Origin of the sequence: Lacrimispora sp., assembly GCF_032078915.1 — a bacterium.
GTDB lineage: Bacteria > Bacillota > Clostridia > Lachnospirales > Lachnospiraceae > Lacrimispora.
This window is the reverse complement of the sequence record NZ_DAMAUN010000002.1, coordinates 22049-35827: the sequence shown is the minus strand read 5'-3', so window position 1 is coordinate 35827 and position 13779 is coordinate 22049. Positions and strand designations below refer to the sequence as shown.

The window sequence follows — 13779 nt, the reverse complement described above, 5'->3', positions numbered from 1 at the left end:
AGGTTTTATGAATGATAATTCTTAAGAATGGAACGGCGCAGCAGGTCCAGTGCCTTTACTACAGACTGTTCCCTGATCTTCTCCCGGTTTCCCTTAAAATGATATTCTTCCACTGAAACCTTATCCTTCATATAGCAGGCCATGTAAACAAGTCCTACCGGTTTTTCCCCATCAAAATCCGGTCCTGCGATCCCTGTCACTGCGATGCAGACATCGGAATCAGCCGCGAAAACACCACCAATCGCCATTTCTTTGGCAGTCTGTTCGCTGACTGCACCGTATTTCTTCAAGGTGCCTTTGCTTACATCAAGATGTTTTCTCTTTGCCTTGTTGGAATAAGTGATAAAACCTTCCCGAAACACTTCGGAAGCCCCCGGCACATTCACCAGACGTCCTGCAATCAGTCCTCCGGTGCAGGATTCCGCCGTAGTCACCGTCAGCTCATATTTTTTCAGGAGACGGACTACCGCCATTTCAAGGGTCTCTTCCTCTTTTGTGGTATACACATCGTTACCAAAACGGTTTTTGATTTCTTTTACCACCGGTTTTAAAAGGCTTTTGGCTTCCTCTTCACTTGATGCTTTAGCTGTGACTCTTAAATGCACCTCAGCCGTCTTCGCATAGGTGGCAATGGTCGGGTTGGACTGTCCGTCAATGAGGTCAAGAAGCTTATTCTCTACCTGGCTCTCTCCATGCCCGCAGATCTTGATCATTTGAGAACGGATCACTTCAGGCTGGAGCTTCTGAAGGTAAGGAAATACCTGATCGCGGAACAGGGGCTTTAACTCATTTGGAGGTCCGGGCAGCAGGATTGCCGCCTTTCCATCCTTTTCTAAAATCAGTCCGGGAGCAGTACCGTTATGGTTGTCAAGTACAGCCGCTCCTTTAGGAACCAATGCCTGCTTCCAGTTATTATCTGGAATCTCTTTATAAATGCTGTTTTTAAAATACTCTTTGATCCTCTCCTTTGTATGGCTGTCTTCCATTAAAGAGAGTCCCATGACCTCTGCGCAGACTTCTTTTGTCAGATCATCCTCCGTAGGTCCAAGGCCTCCGGTCAGGATGACAACATCCGAGCGCTTTAAGGCAGTCTCAAATGCCTCAGAAAGGCGTTCCCTGTTATCGCCCACCGTAACTTGATGATACATGGAGAGTCCCAAGAGCGCACATTTCTCCGCCAGATACTGAGTATTGGTATTTACAATATTTCCAAGAAGAAGTTCCGTTCCAACTGAAATCAGTTCAACAACCATGATCACATACTCCCTTCCATAAGAACGCGGTAATTTTTTGCTATATAATCAACTAGTGAAACCAAGGTAAGGATAGTGGCGATCCAGATAAACACCGTTGTGAGGATGGACAATGCCGGAATATTCAGGATAAGAAGAACCGACATAATCATCTGGGACACTGTTTTAAACTTTCCCCAATAACTTGCCGCGATCACCACGCCATTATCAGAAGCCACCAGACGGAAACCGCTGATAATAAATTCACGGCTGATGATCACGATAACGATCCAGGCAGAAAGCTGGCCCAGGGCCGTAAAACAGATAAGTCCTGCACAGACCAGCAGCTTATCCGCCAGAGGGTCCATAAACTTGCCAAAATTAGTCACAAGGCCATACTTTCTTGCAATATTTCCATCAAGAAAATCCGTAAAGCTGGCCACAATAAATATAACAGCCGCAATGTAACGGTATGATGCATTGCCGCCTCCGTCAAGCAGCAGAAACAGAACAAAAAACGGAATCATAATAACCCTTAAAATCGTAAGCTTATTCGGTAAATTCATCCTCCAACTCTCCTATCAAATCATATTCCATAGCCCCTGTCACGCGGACTCTTGCAAAATCACCTGACATCAGTTCTTCGGCTGTCTGAACAAAAATCATTCCATCCACACCAGGCCCATCCATATAAGTACGTCCTACATAAGCGTTTTCATCCGCCACCTTGCCTTCTATCATGACCTCCAGAGTTTTCCCAACCATGGACTTGGAAAAATCATAGGAGATTTCCTGCTGAAGCTCCATGATGGCGTCACGGCGTTCCTCCTTTGCTTCCTGCAAAACCTGATCCGGAAATTCCGCAGCAGGAGTATCTTCTTCTGCAGAATATGCAAACACTCCCAAACGCTGGAATTCCATCTCATCCACGAACTCCATCAGCTCTTCATGATCTTCCTGGGTCTCCCCTGGGAATCCGGAGATCAATGTAGTTCTTAGTGCAATATCCGGGATTTCTCTCCGAAGCTTTTCCACGGTTTCACGAAGCTGGGCCTTTGTGGTCTTACGGCCCATGCGTTTTAAGATCCGGTCGCTGGCATGCTGAATGGGCAAATCAAGGTATTTGCAGATCTTCTCTTCTTCCTTTATGGTCTGGATCAGCTCATCCGTGATTTCTTCCGGATAACAGTACTGGATCCGGATCCACTGAATCCCGGATATGCGGCACAGACTTTTAAGAAGCTTTGAAAGTGACTTCTCACCATATAGATCCACGCCATACAGAGTCGTTTCCTGAGCTACTAAAATAAGCTCTTTCACTCCCCTATCAGCCAGCCGTTTAGCCTCCTTTACCAGACGCTCCATAGGAACGCTGCGGTAATTTCCACGCAGAGACGGTATGATACAGTAAGTACAATGCTTGTCACAGCCTTCTGCAATCTTTAAAAAAGCATAATGTCCCCCTGTTGTAAGAATCCGGTCTGTTTCCACTTCCGGAAGCTCATCAAGTTCGTGAAAACGCTGAACGTGTTCTTTTCCGCCCAAAGCTTCCGCCAGAACGTGAGAGATCTCGTCATAGGTGGAAGTACCTAAAATTCCATCCACTTCAGGAATCTCATCTATGATCTCCTGTTTATACCGCTGGGCCAGGCAGCCAGTTACGATCAATGCCTTGCATTTGCCATCGATCTTTCTCTGGGCCATCTCCAGTATGGTATTTACGCTTTCTTCTTTTGCATCACCGATGAAGCAACAGGTATTGATCACGATCACATCCGCCTCATACTCATCATCCGTAAAGGTATATCCGTCTTTATTCAGAAGGCCCAGCATCATCTCTGTATCCACGAGATTCTTGTCGCAGCCCAGTGAAACACATAATAACTTCATGTCTTAACTCCTGTCTTTCTTTATAATGGGAAAGGCCATCTCATCCAAAAGGGAGACGGCCTCTTTCCTAATTATCGTCTTCTTCTGTTGCGTCCGCTTCGCTTAAAATCTTCACTTTGCCCTCATACAGTTCCTCTACGGCAATAGAAAGCGGTTTCTTACCAGCTCCCAAAACCTCCGGCTCTGAGCCGCCGATAATCTGCCTCGCTCTCTTAGCTGCGGCAATCACGATAGAATAACGGCTCTGTACAACAGGAGCCTCTCCTGGCTCTACCTCGCTGTTTACTACATTAATCAAATCTGAATAAGATGGATGTAACATATTTTATTCCCCTTTCTCAATCGGCTCTATATATTCTTTAATTCTTCCCGAATATGGGATAAAAATGCCATATTATTGGAAGCACGGTTATGCTGTACCTGAATCATGCGGTGCATCTCTTCCACACAAGTGTCTATCTTATCGTTAATGAGGATATAATCATAGCCCTCCATACCCTCCGCTTCCTCAGCTGCCCGGCGGAGTCTGGCATTGATCACATCCATGTTTTCCGTACCGCGGCCTATGAGACGGCGTTTTAATTCCTCTGCATTGGGTGGCATGACAAAAATCAATATCGCAGCAGGGAAATGTTTCTTTACTTTTAGCGCCCCCTGAATTTCAATTTCCAGGATTACATCCTTCCCCATTTTCATCTGGTTTAAAACGTATTCCTTGGGTGTACCATAGTAATGGTTGACGTACTGGGCATATTCGATCAATTCTTCCTTTTGTATCATATCCTTAAAATGTTCTTCTGTCACAAAGAAATATTCCCTGCCGTCTGCTTCTCCCTCTCTGGGATTTCTGGTGGTAGCGGATATGGACAACGCATAATTATCATACCGTTTCAGAAGCTCTTTCATCAAGGTACCCTTGCCTGCCCCTGAAAATCCGGATACGACTACCAATATGCCATTTTCATTCATGTTATTCGTTACACTCCTACTCAATATTCTGGATCTGTTCCCTAACCTTTTCAATCTCGGTCTTTAAAGCGATGGCCTTATCGGAAATTTCCAGGTCATTGGCTTTGGAAAGTATGGTATTCGCCTCCCGGTTCATCTCCTGAGCGATGAAATCCAGTTTTCTTCCCACACTTCCGCCTGCATTAAGCTCTGCACAAGTATTTTCAATGTGGCTCCTAAGCCGTACGGTTTCTTCATCCACACAGATTTTATCGGCAAATATGGTAACTTCCGCAGCAATTCTTCCATCATCAACGGAAGCGTTTGCCAGCAATTCCTTCACCTTATCCTCCAGCTTTGCCCTGTATTCCAAAAGAATCCTGGGGGACCGTTCTTCTATGAACTCTACAAGCTCCGTCATAAACTTAAGCTTTCCAAGAAGATCGTTCTTTAGGTTTTCTCCTTCTGTCACTCTGGTTTCCACAAAACGTTTTGCAGCTTCCTCTATGGTTTCTGAAAGAAGTTTCCACATCTGATTCTCATCCTCCGGTACCTCTTCCATGATAAGGACCTCCGGGCATCTGGCCAGGGCCGATACCTTGATGTCGTTCTGAATTCCGAATTGTGCCTCCATCTTTGCGAAATAATCCATATATTCAGCAGCCAGCGCACTGTTATACTTCAAGCACAGCTTATTCTCTGTGTAATCCTCATAGGTGATAAATACATCAACCTTTCCGCGCTGGATATAATTCTTTAATAGATTCCTGATCCCTGCTTCAAAGAAATTAAACTTTTTCGGCATCTTTATGCTTAAATCCAGATATCTGTGATTTACAGCTTTCATTTCTACGGAAATCTTATATTCATCCGTGACAGTTTCGCATCTGCCAAAACCTGTCATGCTTTTGATCATTCCATATGCCTCTCTTTCGCCATAGATATCATCCATTATAATTCATAATAAAATACAAGTCAATTGGTTTTAAATTTTACAGAAAGTTGATTCTGTGCTATACTATCCTTATTATATAGACCATTTACCGGAGGTACAGACGATGGCATTAGACGGAATTGTTATGGCAAATCTCGCAGCAGAGATGAAAAACCGGCTGGAAGGCGGAAAAATTGCAAAAATAGCCCAGCCGGAAAAGGATGAACTGCTGTTTACTATTAAAAACCAGAAAAACACATGGAGACTCCTGATTTCGGCCAGTGCCAGTCTCCCCCTCATCTATTTTACAGAGGCAAACAAGCAAAGCCCCATGACCGCCCCGAATTTTTGTATGCTTTTAAGAAAGCACATCGGAAACGGGCGCATTATCCGGGTGAGCCAGCCGGGACTGGAACGGATCTTATGTATGGAAGTGGAGCACTTCGATGAATTAGGTGACAAAAGAATCAAAAAACTGATCATAGAAATTATGGGAAAGCATAGTAACATCATCTTTTGCAATGAAGAGGACCTGATTTTAGACAGCATAAAGCACATCTCCGCCCAGGTCAGCTCCGTACGGGAGGTTTTGCCGGGAAGAACCTATTTTATCCCACAGACCATGGAGAAAAAAGATCCTCTGACCATCACTGAAGAAGAATTCATTGATGTAATCGGCCAGGCAGCCACACCCATACAAAAAGCGCTGTATATGAAACTGACCGGCCTAAGCCCCATTATGGGCCATGAGCTTTGCAATCTGGCCTCCATTGACGGAGACCGCTCCGCCAATGGAATGACGGAACTGGAACTGGTTCATTTGTATCATATGTTTTCCTTTATCATGGAGGATGTAAAACATGGACATTTCACTCCAAACATTATATATAAAAAGGATGAGCCTGTGGAATTCTCCGCCCTTCCCTTAACCTGTTATCAGGGAGAAGGCTATGTTTCCCAATGCTTTGACTCCATCAGCTCTCTTTTGGAAAACTATTATGCCTCTAAAAATACCATCACCAGAATCCGGCAAAAATCCGTTGACTTACGAAAAATCGTTCAGACAGCTCTGGAACGAAATTATAAGAAATACGACCTTCAGGCCAAGCAGCTGAAGGATACGGAAAAGCGGGACAAGTATAAGGTTTACGGAGAGCTTATCAATACCTATGGATATGAATTGACCGGAGGTGAAAAGCAGCTGGTCTGCCTTAATTATTACACCAACGAGGAAATTACCATTCCTATGGATGATCAGCTATCTGCAAAGGAAAATGCTCAGAAATATTTCGATAAATACAATAAGTTAAAGCGCACCTTTGAAGCTGTAACAGATCAGATCGCGGAAACCAAACGGGAAATCGACCATCTGGAATCTGTAAGTACTGCTTTGGACATCGCCTTAATGGAGGAGGATCTTGTACAGATCAAGGAAGAATTGATGGAGTACGGATACATTAAGCACCGTCGATCTGGTGACAAAAAACCCAAGATCACAAGCAGGCCCTTCCACTACCTTTCTTCTGACGGATTCCATATTTATGTCGGGAAGAATAATTACCAGAATGAAGAGCTGACTTTTAAAGTGGCAAGCGGCAATGACTGGTGGTTCCATGCAAAAGGAATCCCAGGCTCCCATGTGATCGTAAAATCCGAAGGAAAAGAGCTTCCCGACCGGGCATTTGAAGAAGCCGGAGCTTTAGCCGCCTACTATTCCAAGGGTCGTGAAAACGATAAGGTGGAAGTGGATTATGTGCAGAAAAAGCAGATTAAAAAGGTGGCCGGAGCGGCGCCTGGCTTTGTTATCTACCATACCAATTATTCCATGGTCGCTGAGCCAAAGATTCTGTTGGAAGAATGTAAGTAAATCCATTCTGGAAGGCTCGTAATCGTTTATTGAGCCGACGAAGGAAAAGATATAGGTAAAATTCAAAACAAGCAGGTATCGAGGAGGGAATTACCAGCCTTTCTCAATACCTGCTTTTGTTAGCTATTTGTCAGTTCCCTAGTTATATATCAATACACTCTATTTCTACCATAGCTTTTCTTTCCGGTATGGTTGTTATCACGTCGATAAAATATTCATCCGGAATAATCTTTCTCTTTCTGTTTTTTGACACGATATTCTTTTGCGCAGAAGTAGCTGCCAAGTTCTTTTCCAGTTTTAGAATTTTTCGAAACAACTTATTTTTCATCTGCTTTGTCTCCTATCTTTGTCATCCCTTTGTCTTAGAAAAGCGCTACCAGACTTCAAACAAATCAACTGACTAACTGCCCTTTGAATAAATTCAAAGGGCAGCAATTATTTTAACCTTATTTTACTGAGTATCCATAAAACTTCTGAACGAAAAATTTTCATATTTTGATTTATTTATAAAGATCTTAATCAATCCGAAACAGAAGTTTCCCCCTTGTTACTACAGTAATTATACTATACACATTCCAACTAGTTGGATTTGAAAATTTTACAATAAATTTATATGTATTATTTTCTTTGGCATAGAGGTGCTTTTTCTTCCTATAATGATTACATTATCATTATATTACTCATACCGGACCATTTACACATAAACTAAAAAACAAAGTTCTTTTCTTCATTGATCTCCTATTTATCATTCTCCTTACGCATTTTTAACACTGCATCCGGAATTTTCCTTTCATAAACTAAAGCCGGGAAACTTTTTCCTACAGAATTAAGAGATACATTTACTAACATTTTCTGTAATTTTTCTGCTGCCATTTTTTTCATCATAAGTACTCTCCTTTAATATTTATTTTATTTTTAGGAAGTAACGTCAGCACTTCCAAAATAACAGGATAAATAATTAAATCCCTTAAAGCTGGATTTAAAAATGCTACAGACATCATCAAGGTTAAGACTATAATTGAATTTATTTTTTTTCTTAATTTATCTTGTGGACTAAAATGCTCAATATTTATAGTTCTCGGAACGCAACAAACAATAATGGAAAGAGAAACAATATAAATAAAAGGTAAGAATGACACTTTCACATCGAAAAAGAGATCACCTAATATTGATATTGCCCAAATCAGCAATGCACTAAATCCACAGCCCAAATTAGTCTTAGCATGAATGCCGCCAGCCTGTAATCTCAAGCTACAAAATGTAAATAATATCACAACTGACTCAAATCCTTTACCTAAAACAACACCAATAAACAAAATAACAATAATTTTAATGATATTGTCCAAAAACAATTCCATTCCATACTGGATCACTTTATTCTCTTCTGGATCTCTGGGGCTTACCTTATTTAGCCAATCGCAAAAACCAACAGCTATTTTTGTAATACTCATTTTATCACCACCATTTGCCCATATACTATCATATCCTTGTGCTAATAAAATATTTTTGTAATTACCGTAGTAGTTTTCTTCCTGAACGCAAACTGAATCTATTTTTAATACAATTTCCTTTACTTTCCATTTGTAACAATGTAAAATGTACTCATACATCTACTGGCGAGGAGATACATCATGACTTATTTTATTTATACATTTACAGGAGCATTAAGTGTCTACTTTTTTTGTATACATTTGCTCCCCAACAAGTTAACAATTATTAAGAGACTTACTATATTTTTATTTACATTTGGAACTGCTTATCTTTTCAACCGGATCTATGGACAGGCCAGTACATTTATTACCTTTTTAGGGCTCACACTTTTAACTTATTTCTTTACTGATGATCGCTATTTAAGCCTATGCTGTTATTTATTCGGCTATCTTCATGGTATTTCTTCCAGCTATCTATTTATGTGGATAATGGCCTTTTTTCTTAAAATAGACATGAACGACTTTTCAACTAATAGTAAATCAATCATGCTCTTTGCCTGCATTTATTGCTTATATTGTGCGGGTACTACAAAATTGATCGGTTGGTATCTTCACAAAAAGTTGAAACTTTCACAATATTTAACCAATCGTCATCTGCTGAAAGCGATTTTTATTGATTTGCTTCTCTTAATGTTATTTTACATTTTTAATTTTTCCTACGGAGAACGTCTTGGCTACAACTATGGTGTCATAGCATTAAATGGACTTATCTTTATTTTTTTATTTATTATTACGGTCTTTCTCATGTATTCAGTCTATAAAATTACCATGAGCGAACAATCTTACAAACACCGTATGGCACAATTCGAAAATCTCCGTACCTATACAGAACGCTTAGAAAATTCTTATGGTGTTATGCGCAAATTCAAACACGATTATATGAACATACTTATTACCATGTCTGGTTTTATGAAAGAAAATGATATGGAGAGCCTAAAAGAATATTACGGAGAAAGAATCCTCCCTATCAGCCGTGCCTTTACAGAATCAGATACCAAACTGGGAAATCTCTCTAACATTAAAAATACCGCCTTAAAAAGCCTTCTCTCCTCTAAATTTGTCTACATGATGGAATTAGGCATTAAAACAGAAATAGAACTGACGGAGCCTATCAATGACCTAAACATGGATTGCCTCGATCTATCCCGGATCATCGGCATATTTTTAGATAATGCCATGGAAGCTGCTATGGAAACAGAAGCAAAGAAAGTACATTTCTGCATGTTTTATAAAGAAATGGATCTCTATCTCATCGTTCAAAACACTGCCCTTCCTCTAACACATACCATATCAGAGCTTCGTAGCCACGACATTTCAACAAAAGGCGCGAATAGAGGAATTGGCCTTTTTAACGTAGACGTAATTTTGAAAAACTATGAAAATGCCATCTGGAACACTACATATGAAGAACCTTTTTTCACGCAGGAACTAATCCTAATACATACCGGTACATAAGGAGTATAAAAATGATACACATCTATCTTTGTGAAGATGATAAAAAACAATTAAACCGATGGAAAGACATTATAGAAAAATATCTATTAATGAACCCTACGGAATCTATACTTTACTGCTCCACTTCAAAACCGGAAGAACTCCTTTCCGTGCGAAGGCGTTCTAGTACTACCGGACTTTATTTTCTAGACATTGATCTGCAGTCAAATAAAAATGGAATTGAACTTGCCCAGGAAATACGCAAATATGATCCACGGGGATATGTTGTTTTTGTAACTACCCACAGCGAAATGGCTGTACTTACCTTCCGATATAAAGTGGAAGCAATGGACTTTATAACAAAAGATAAAACAGAAACTTTGCCATTGCAAATCTGCTCTTGCATTCAAAATGCAGAAAGAAATTATAAGGCTCAGCTGGATTCCTCCAATCGTCTTTTATCCATAAAACTGGATAAGGATTCACTGGTTCTGGATCAAAATGACATTGTAGCAATTACGACCAGCGACGATTCCCATAAAATCATCGTTCATACCAAAACCGGGATACGTCAGATCTCAGGCTCATTAAAAGAATTACATGCAACTTTGAATTCCGGTTTCTGCCAATGTAACCGTTCCACCATCATAAATATGAAACATGTATTAAAGTTTTCCAGAGAAAATGCTTTACTTCAAATGAATAATAAAGAAACCTATTCCGTATCGATTCGTATGATGGGAAAAGTACAGAAAGCTTTAAATGACATTCATGTTAAATAGATGCGCTGGGCAATTGCAGCACAGTAAAAAACAGCAGCCCCTGTCATTCCTTTAGAGAATGCTTATGGAGCTGCTGCTTTTAATGTGTGATCGCTGAATAAAGCCTACCACCATTTAATTAAATCCGTCACTTTATTTCGTAATTCTACAAAGTCCTTAGACGCAATATCCCTCGGCCTTGGCAGATCATTTTTTATCTCTGTTTTTATCGTTGTAGGCTTATTGGTAAGAACAAGAATCCTTTCCCCTAAATAAACTGCCTCTTCGATATTGTGGGTAATGAAAATAACAGTTGTCCCGTTTCGTTTCCACAGGCTTAACAGCTCATCTTCCAGCTTAAACCGCAGTTCAATATCCAGCTGCCCATAGGGTTCATCCATTAACAATAACTCCGGCTCCGTAGCAAATGCTCTGGCGATGACTACCCGCTGGAGCATACTTGCGGAAAGCTGGTCAGGATAGTATTTACGATATTTTGTCAGTCCTACCACCTCTAAATACTCCTCCACCTTCTGATCCGCCAACTCTTTTGAAGTATGCTTAATGTCCAGACCAAACCGGATATTTTCCTCTACCGTCAGCCATGGCATCGTTGAATACTCCTGAAAAATATATGCAATGCTGTGCTTTTTTAAATCTACAGGCTCATTGTTAATTAATATCTCCCCTTTTGTGGGCTGGTAAAGCTTAGTAAGGCTGTTTAAAAATGTTGTCTTGCCGCAGCCGGTAGGCCCTACGATACAAAGGAATTCTCCTTTTTTCACATCAAAGGATATGTCATCCAGAACAAGAAGCTGGTCGAACTGTTTTGTCAGATTCATTACCTTTACTTTTGTTTCTCTTTTATCTTCCATAAACTCCTCCTTTACAGCGATTTGTCCATATTTTCAGTTATCTCCTGCCGTAAACGTAGGAATTCAGAGTCAACATAACTTCTGGGATGTGGCAGAGCAATCTTATATTCTTTCTTAATGGCAGAGGGACAGTTGGTCATCAGTATGATCCGGTCTGCCAGAAACAACGCTTCCTCAATGTTATTGGTAACGAAAATTACCGTTCTCTTTTCTTTCTGCCAGATTCTCTGAAGCTCTTCCTCCATCATATATCTGGTCTGGGCATCTAAATGGCCGAAAGGTTCATCCATCAGCATAACATCAGGATTATTGCTATAAGCTCTGGCAATTCCGACTCTCTGTCTCATTCCGCCTGATAACTGGGAGGGATAACTCTTTTCAAACCCTTTTAAACCTACCAGTTCAATATAATGATCTGCAATCTTTTTTGTCTCCTCTTTCTTAAATCCGCGGACCTTCGGCCCAAATTCCACATTTCCCATGACTGTAAGCCATGGAAATAATGCTGTTTTCTGATAAACAACACCTCGTTTTGGAGCAGGAGCAGTCACCTTTTTCCCATGGTCCATTACTTCCCCTGAGGTGGCCGGCTCTAGCCCTGCCAAAATGTTAAGCAAAGTGGTTTTTCCGCACTGTCCTGGTCCAAACAACACCAGAAATTCATTTTCCTTAACAGAAAAATCAATGTCCTTTAATACCAGATTCTTGCCTGTGCCGTCAAAGCTGTCAAACTCCTTGGAGACGTGACTGCACTGAAGCACTCCTGTTAAAGTCCCTGCTGTTGATTCCATATGCATAACCTCCCTTCCAGCTTAGCCATGGCTGTAGCCAGAATATATCCAACAAGGCCGATTGCCAGCATTCCAACCATGATCTGAACGGTATTTCCATTGGTCATTCCCATAACGATTAACCAGCCGACACCTCCATCGGACCGTACCATTTCCGCTCCCACCACAGCAGACCAGCCAGCTGTAATCGCAATCTGAAGACCTGCGAAAATATAAGGAACCGAGGAAGGAAGAACCACACGAAAGAACACCTGGCGCTCTGATGCGCCTAACATTCTGGCAGCTCCCAGTAAAACAGGATCCACATTTTTCGTACCATCGTATGTATTCACTGTGATAAAACAAAAACACCCCAGAAAAATAATAAAGAACTTACTTTGATCTCCAAGCCCAAACCACAGAATTGACATAGGAATCCAGGCCAAAGGCGGTATGGGACGAATAAATTCAAATATGGGCTTCACAATTGCTTCTACAGACTTGGAATACCCCATGGAAACTCCCAAAGTAATCCCGGTCAGAGTTGCGAAAAAGAAGGCAACACCCACTCTGTACAGACTGACGCCAATGTGTACCATCATCGTATGCCTGCCAATGGGGACAGTAAAGCTTTCGAAGAATTTAATGATGATCTCTGAGGCAGGAGGGAGAAACATTCTGGCATTTGTAAACCTGGCTATCAGTTCCCACAAAAGCAGCAGAGATCCAAAGGCAATCACAGTCATAAAAACTGCAACGTTTTTTCTGAACAATCTGGCTGCCATGGCTATTTCCCTCCCTTAACGAACTTATTCTGCAATTTTTCCAGTATATAGGATAACAAAAAACCAATCACTCCTATTGTGATCATTCCTACTAAAATGACATCTGGCCGTCCCAGCATTCTTGCTACCTGAATCATATAGCCCAGACCTCTTGTTGCCGCCAGAAGCTCTGCTGCCACCAGTGCAACCCAGGAGGACCCCAGTGCAAGTCTTAACCCTGTAAAAATCATTGGAAGTGCAGTAGGAATCGCCACTTTAAATAACATCTGCTTATTAGAAGCACCAAAGGTACTTGCGACCCACAAGTGAACCCGGCTGGTTCTCTTGATCCCTGCATAGGAGTTGATGGTAGCACTGATAAAAGCTGCAAAAAATATAATTCCAACCTTTGACCAGTAGCCAATTCCCAGCCACAGAATCATCAGAGGAATCCAGGCAAGCGCGGGAATCGGACGTATTACATCAAACAATGGTTTGGCAAACAGCTCAAATCTCCTGCTCCATGCCATGGCAATCCCCAGAGGCACACCAATGACTACTCCAACGGTATAACCTCCCAGTGCAATTTTCATACTGGCTCCTATATGCTGGAGAAGGGTCGCTCCATCTGGATTGACCCCTCCTGTTAATTTATATAGAAATGTATTCAGTACCTTTGCCGGACTGGGAAGCATCATGGGAGAGATCAGGTGCAAAATATCGGTTACCAGCTCCCAGATAAAGAGCACAGTAAGAACAGAGCATACTGACATCAGCCAGTATTTATATTTTGCTTTCTCCTTCTTCATTTCCA

Annotated in this window: 16 protein-coding genes; 3 read left to right on the top strand and 13 right to left on the bottom strand. The window is 41.4% G+C overall.

Annotated features, from left to right (window positions below; translation table 11 throughout):
• Positions 1–5 precede the first annotated feature (5 nt).
• From RT269_RS01250 to RT269_RS01225, 6 genes are all read right to left on the bottom strand, one after another.
• Complete coding sequence (locus RT269_RS01250; RefSeq protein ID WP_313180194.1) at positions 6–1253, bottom strand: competence/damage-inducible protein A; 1248 nt, start codon at positions 1251–1253, stop codon at positions 6–8.
• A gap of 2 nt (positions 1254–1255) precedes the next feature.
• Entirely contained in the window at positions 1256–1798 is a 543-nt protein-coding gene (gene pgsA, locus RT269_RS01245) for a CDP-diacylglycerol--glycerol-3-phosphate 3-phosphatidyltransferase (RefSeq protein WP_313180193.1), read from the bottom strand.
• Positions 1782–3122 carry a 30S ribosomal protein S12 methylthiotransferase RimO gene (rimO, locus tag RT269_RS01240; protein WP_313180192.1) on the bottom strand — a complete coding sequence of 447 codons (1341 nt, stop codon included), beginning with the start codon at positions 3120–3122 and terminating at the stop codon, positions 1782–1784. The genes pgsA and rimO overlap by 17 nt, the downstream gene beginning before the upstream one ends.
• Before the next feature lie 67 nt (positions 3123–3189).
• Positions 3190–3444, bottom strand: coding sequence for a DNA-directed RNA polymerase subunit omega (gene rpoZ, locus RT269_RS01235; RefSeq protein WP_313180191.1), 255 nt, complete (start codon positions 3442–3444; stop codon positions 3190–3192).
• A 26-nt stretch (positions 3445–3470) separates the two neighbouring features.
• Positions 3471–4091, bottom strand: coding sequence for a guanylate kinase (gene gmk, locus RT269_RS01230; protein WP_313180190.1), 621 nt, complete (start codon positions 4089–4091; stop codon positions 3471–3473).
• Positions 4092–4107: 16 nt separating this feature from the next.
• Positions 4108–4986, bottom strand: a complete 879-nt coding sequence (locus tag RT269_RS01225) for a YicC/YloC family endoribonuclease (protein ID WP_313180189.1) — start codon at positions 4984–4986, stop codon at positions 4108–4110.
• A 142-nt stretch (positions 4987–5128) separates the two neighbouring features.
• On the opposite strand from RT269_RS01225, the gene RT269_RS01220 reads away from it, so the two are divergent.
• Entirely contained in the window at positions 5129–6871 is a 1743-nt protein-coding gene (locus RT269_RS01220; RefSeq protein ID WP_313180188.1) for an Rqc2 family fibronectin-binding protein, read from the top strand.
• A 142-nt stretch (positions 6872–7013) separates the two neighbouring features.
• Here RT269_RS01220 and RT269_RS01215 read toward each other — a convergent pair whose 3' ends face one another.
• The 3 genes from RT269_RS01215 to RT269_RS01205 form a co-directional block, all read right to left on the bottom strand.
• Positions 7014–7199, bottom strand: a complete 186-nt coding sequence (locus RT269_RS01215) for a hypothetical protein (protein ID WP_313180187.1) — start codon at positions 7197–7199, stop codon at positions 7014–7016.
• 410 nt (positions 7200–7609) lie between these two features.
• Positions 7610–7756 (bottom strand): exodeoxyribonuclease V subunit alpha, encoded by a 147-nt coding sequence (locus RT269_RS01210; protein WP_313180186.1) that lies wholly within the window; start codon positions 7754–7756, stop codon positions 7610–7612.
• Positions 7753–8322, bottom strand: a complete 570-nt coding sequence (locus tag RT269_RS01205) for an accessory gene regulator B family protein (protein WP_313180185.1) — start codon at positions 8320–8322, stop codon at positions 7753–7755. Before RT269_RS01205 ends, RT269_RS01210 begins: the two co-directional genes overlap by 4 nt.
• Before the next feature lie 180 nt (positions 8323–8502).
• On the opposite strand from RT269_RS01205, the gene RT269_RS01200 reads away from it, so the two are divergent.
• Together RT269_RS01200 and RT269_RS01195 are read left to right on the top strand one after the other, a co-directional pair.
• Complete coding sequence (locus RT269_RS01200; RefSeq protein ID WP_313180184.1) at positions 8503–9816, top strand: GHKL domain-containing protein; 1314 nt, start codon at positions 8503–8505, stop codon at positions 9814–9816.
• Between the two features lie 11 nt (positions 9817–9827).
• Entirely contained in the window at positions 9828–10577 is a 750-nt protein-coding gene (locus RT269_RS01195; protein ID WP_313180183.1) for a LytR/AlgR family response regulator transcription factor, read from the top strand.
• A 104-nt stretch (positions 10578–10681) separates the two neighbouring features.
• On the opposite strand, the gene RT269_RS01190 is transcribed toward RT269_RS01195, so the two are convergent.
• From RT269_RS01190 to RT269_RS01175, 4 genes are read right to left on the bottom strand one after another with little or no spacing between them, the layout of a single operon-like run.
• Complete coding sequence (locus RT269_RS01190) at positions 10682–11431, bottom strand: ABC transporter ATP-binding protein (protein WP_025232984.1); 750 nt, start codon at positions 11429–11431, stop codon at positions 10682–10684.
• A gap of 11 nt (positions 11432–11442) precedes the next feature.
• On the bottom strand, positions 11443–12222 hold the full coding sequence (locus RT269_RS01185) for an ABC transporter ATP-binding protein (RefSeq protein ID WP_313180182.1): 780 nt from the start codon (positions 12220–12222) through the stop codon (positions 11443–11445).
• Positions 12198–12986: an ABC transporter permease gene (locus tag RT269_RS01180; protein ID WP_313180181.1), complete on the bottom strand. Its 789-nt coding sequence runs from the start codon at positions 12984–12986 to the stop codon at positions 12198–12200. The genes RT269_RS01185 and RT269_RS01180 overlap by 25 nt, the downstream gene beginning before the upstream one ends.
• A gap of 2 nt (positions 12987–12988) precedes the next feature.
• Positions 12989–13774, bottom strand: a complete 786-nt coding sequence (locus RT269_RS01175; protein ID WP_313180180.1) for an ABC transporter permease — start codon at positions 13772–13774, stop codon at positions 12989–12991.
• Positions 13775–13779 lie beyond the last annotated feature (5 nt).

Coding starts and splice junctions, on each gene's coding strand:
- RT269_RS01205 (WP_313180185.1), bottom strand. CDS start 8,322: ATGAGTATTACAAAAATAGCTGTTGGTTTTTGCGATTGGCTAAATAAG.
- RT269_RS01225 (WP_313180189.1), bottom strand. CDS start 4,986: ATGATCAAAAGCATGACAGGTTTTGGCAGATGCGAAACTGTCACGGAT.
- RT269_RS01190 (WP_025232984.1), bottom strand. CDS start 11,431: ATGGAAGATAAAAGAGAAACAAAAGTAAAGGTAATGAATCTGACAAAA.
- RT269_RS01215 (WP_313180187.1), bottom strand. CDS start 7,199: ATGAAAAATAAGTTGTTTCGAAAAATTCTAAAACTGGAAAAGAACTTG.
- RT269_RS01175 (WP_313180180.1), bottom strand. CDS start 13,774: ATGAAGAAGGAGAAAGCAAAATATAAATACTGGCTGATGTCAGTATGC.
- RT269_RS01210 (WP_313180186.1), bottom strand. CDS start 7,756: ATGATGAAAAAAATGGCAGCAGAAAAATTACAGAAAATGTTAGTAAAT.
- rimO (WP_313180192.1), bottom strand. CDS start 3,122: ATGAAGTTATTATGTGTTTCACTGGGCTGCGACAAGAATCTCGTGGAT.
- gmk (WP_313180190.1), bottom strand. CDS start 4,091: ATGAATGAAAATGGCATATTGGTAGTCGTATCCGGATTTTCAGGGGCA.
- RT269_RS01195 (WP_313180183.1), top strand. CDS start 9,828: ATGATACACATCTATCTTTGTGAAGATGATAAAAAACAATTAAACCGA.
- RT269_RS01180 (WP_313180181.1), bottom strand. CDS start 12,986: ATGGCAGCCAGATTGTTCAGAAAAAACGTTGCAGTTTTTATGACTGTG.
- rpoZ (WP_313180191.1), bottom strand. CDS start 3,444: ATGTTACATCCATCTTATTCAGATTTGATTAATGTAGTAAACAGCGAG.
- RT269_RS01250 (WP_313180194.1), bottom strand. CDS start 1,253: ATGGTTGTTGAACTGATTTCAGTTGGAACGGAACTTCTTCTTGGAAAT.
- pgsA (WP_313180193.1), bottom strand. CDS start 1,798: ATGAATTTACCGAATAAGCTTACGATTTTAAGGGTTATTATGATTCCG.
- RT269_RS01200 (WP_313180184.1), top strand. CDS start 8,503: ATGACTTATTTTATTTATACATTTACAGGAGCATTAAGTGTCTACTTT.
- RT269_RS01185 (WP_313180182.1), bottom strand. CDS start 12,222: ATGGAATCAACAGCAGGGACTTTAACAGGAGTGCTTCAGTGCAGTCAC.
- RT269_RS01220 (WP_313180188.1), top strand. CDS start 5,129: ATGGCATTAGACGGAATTGTTATGGCAAATCTCGCAGCAGAGATGAAA.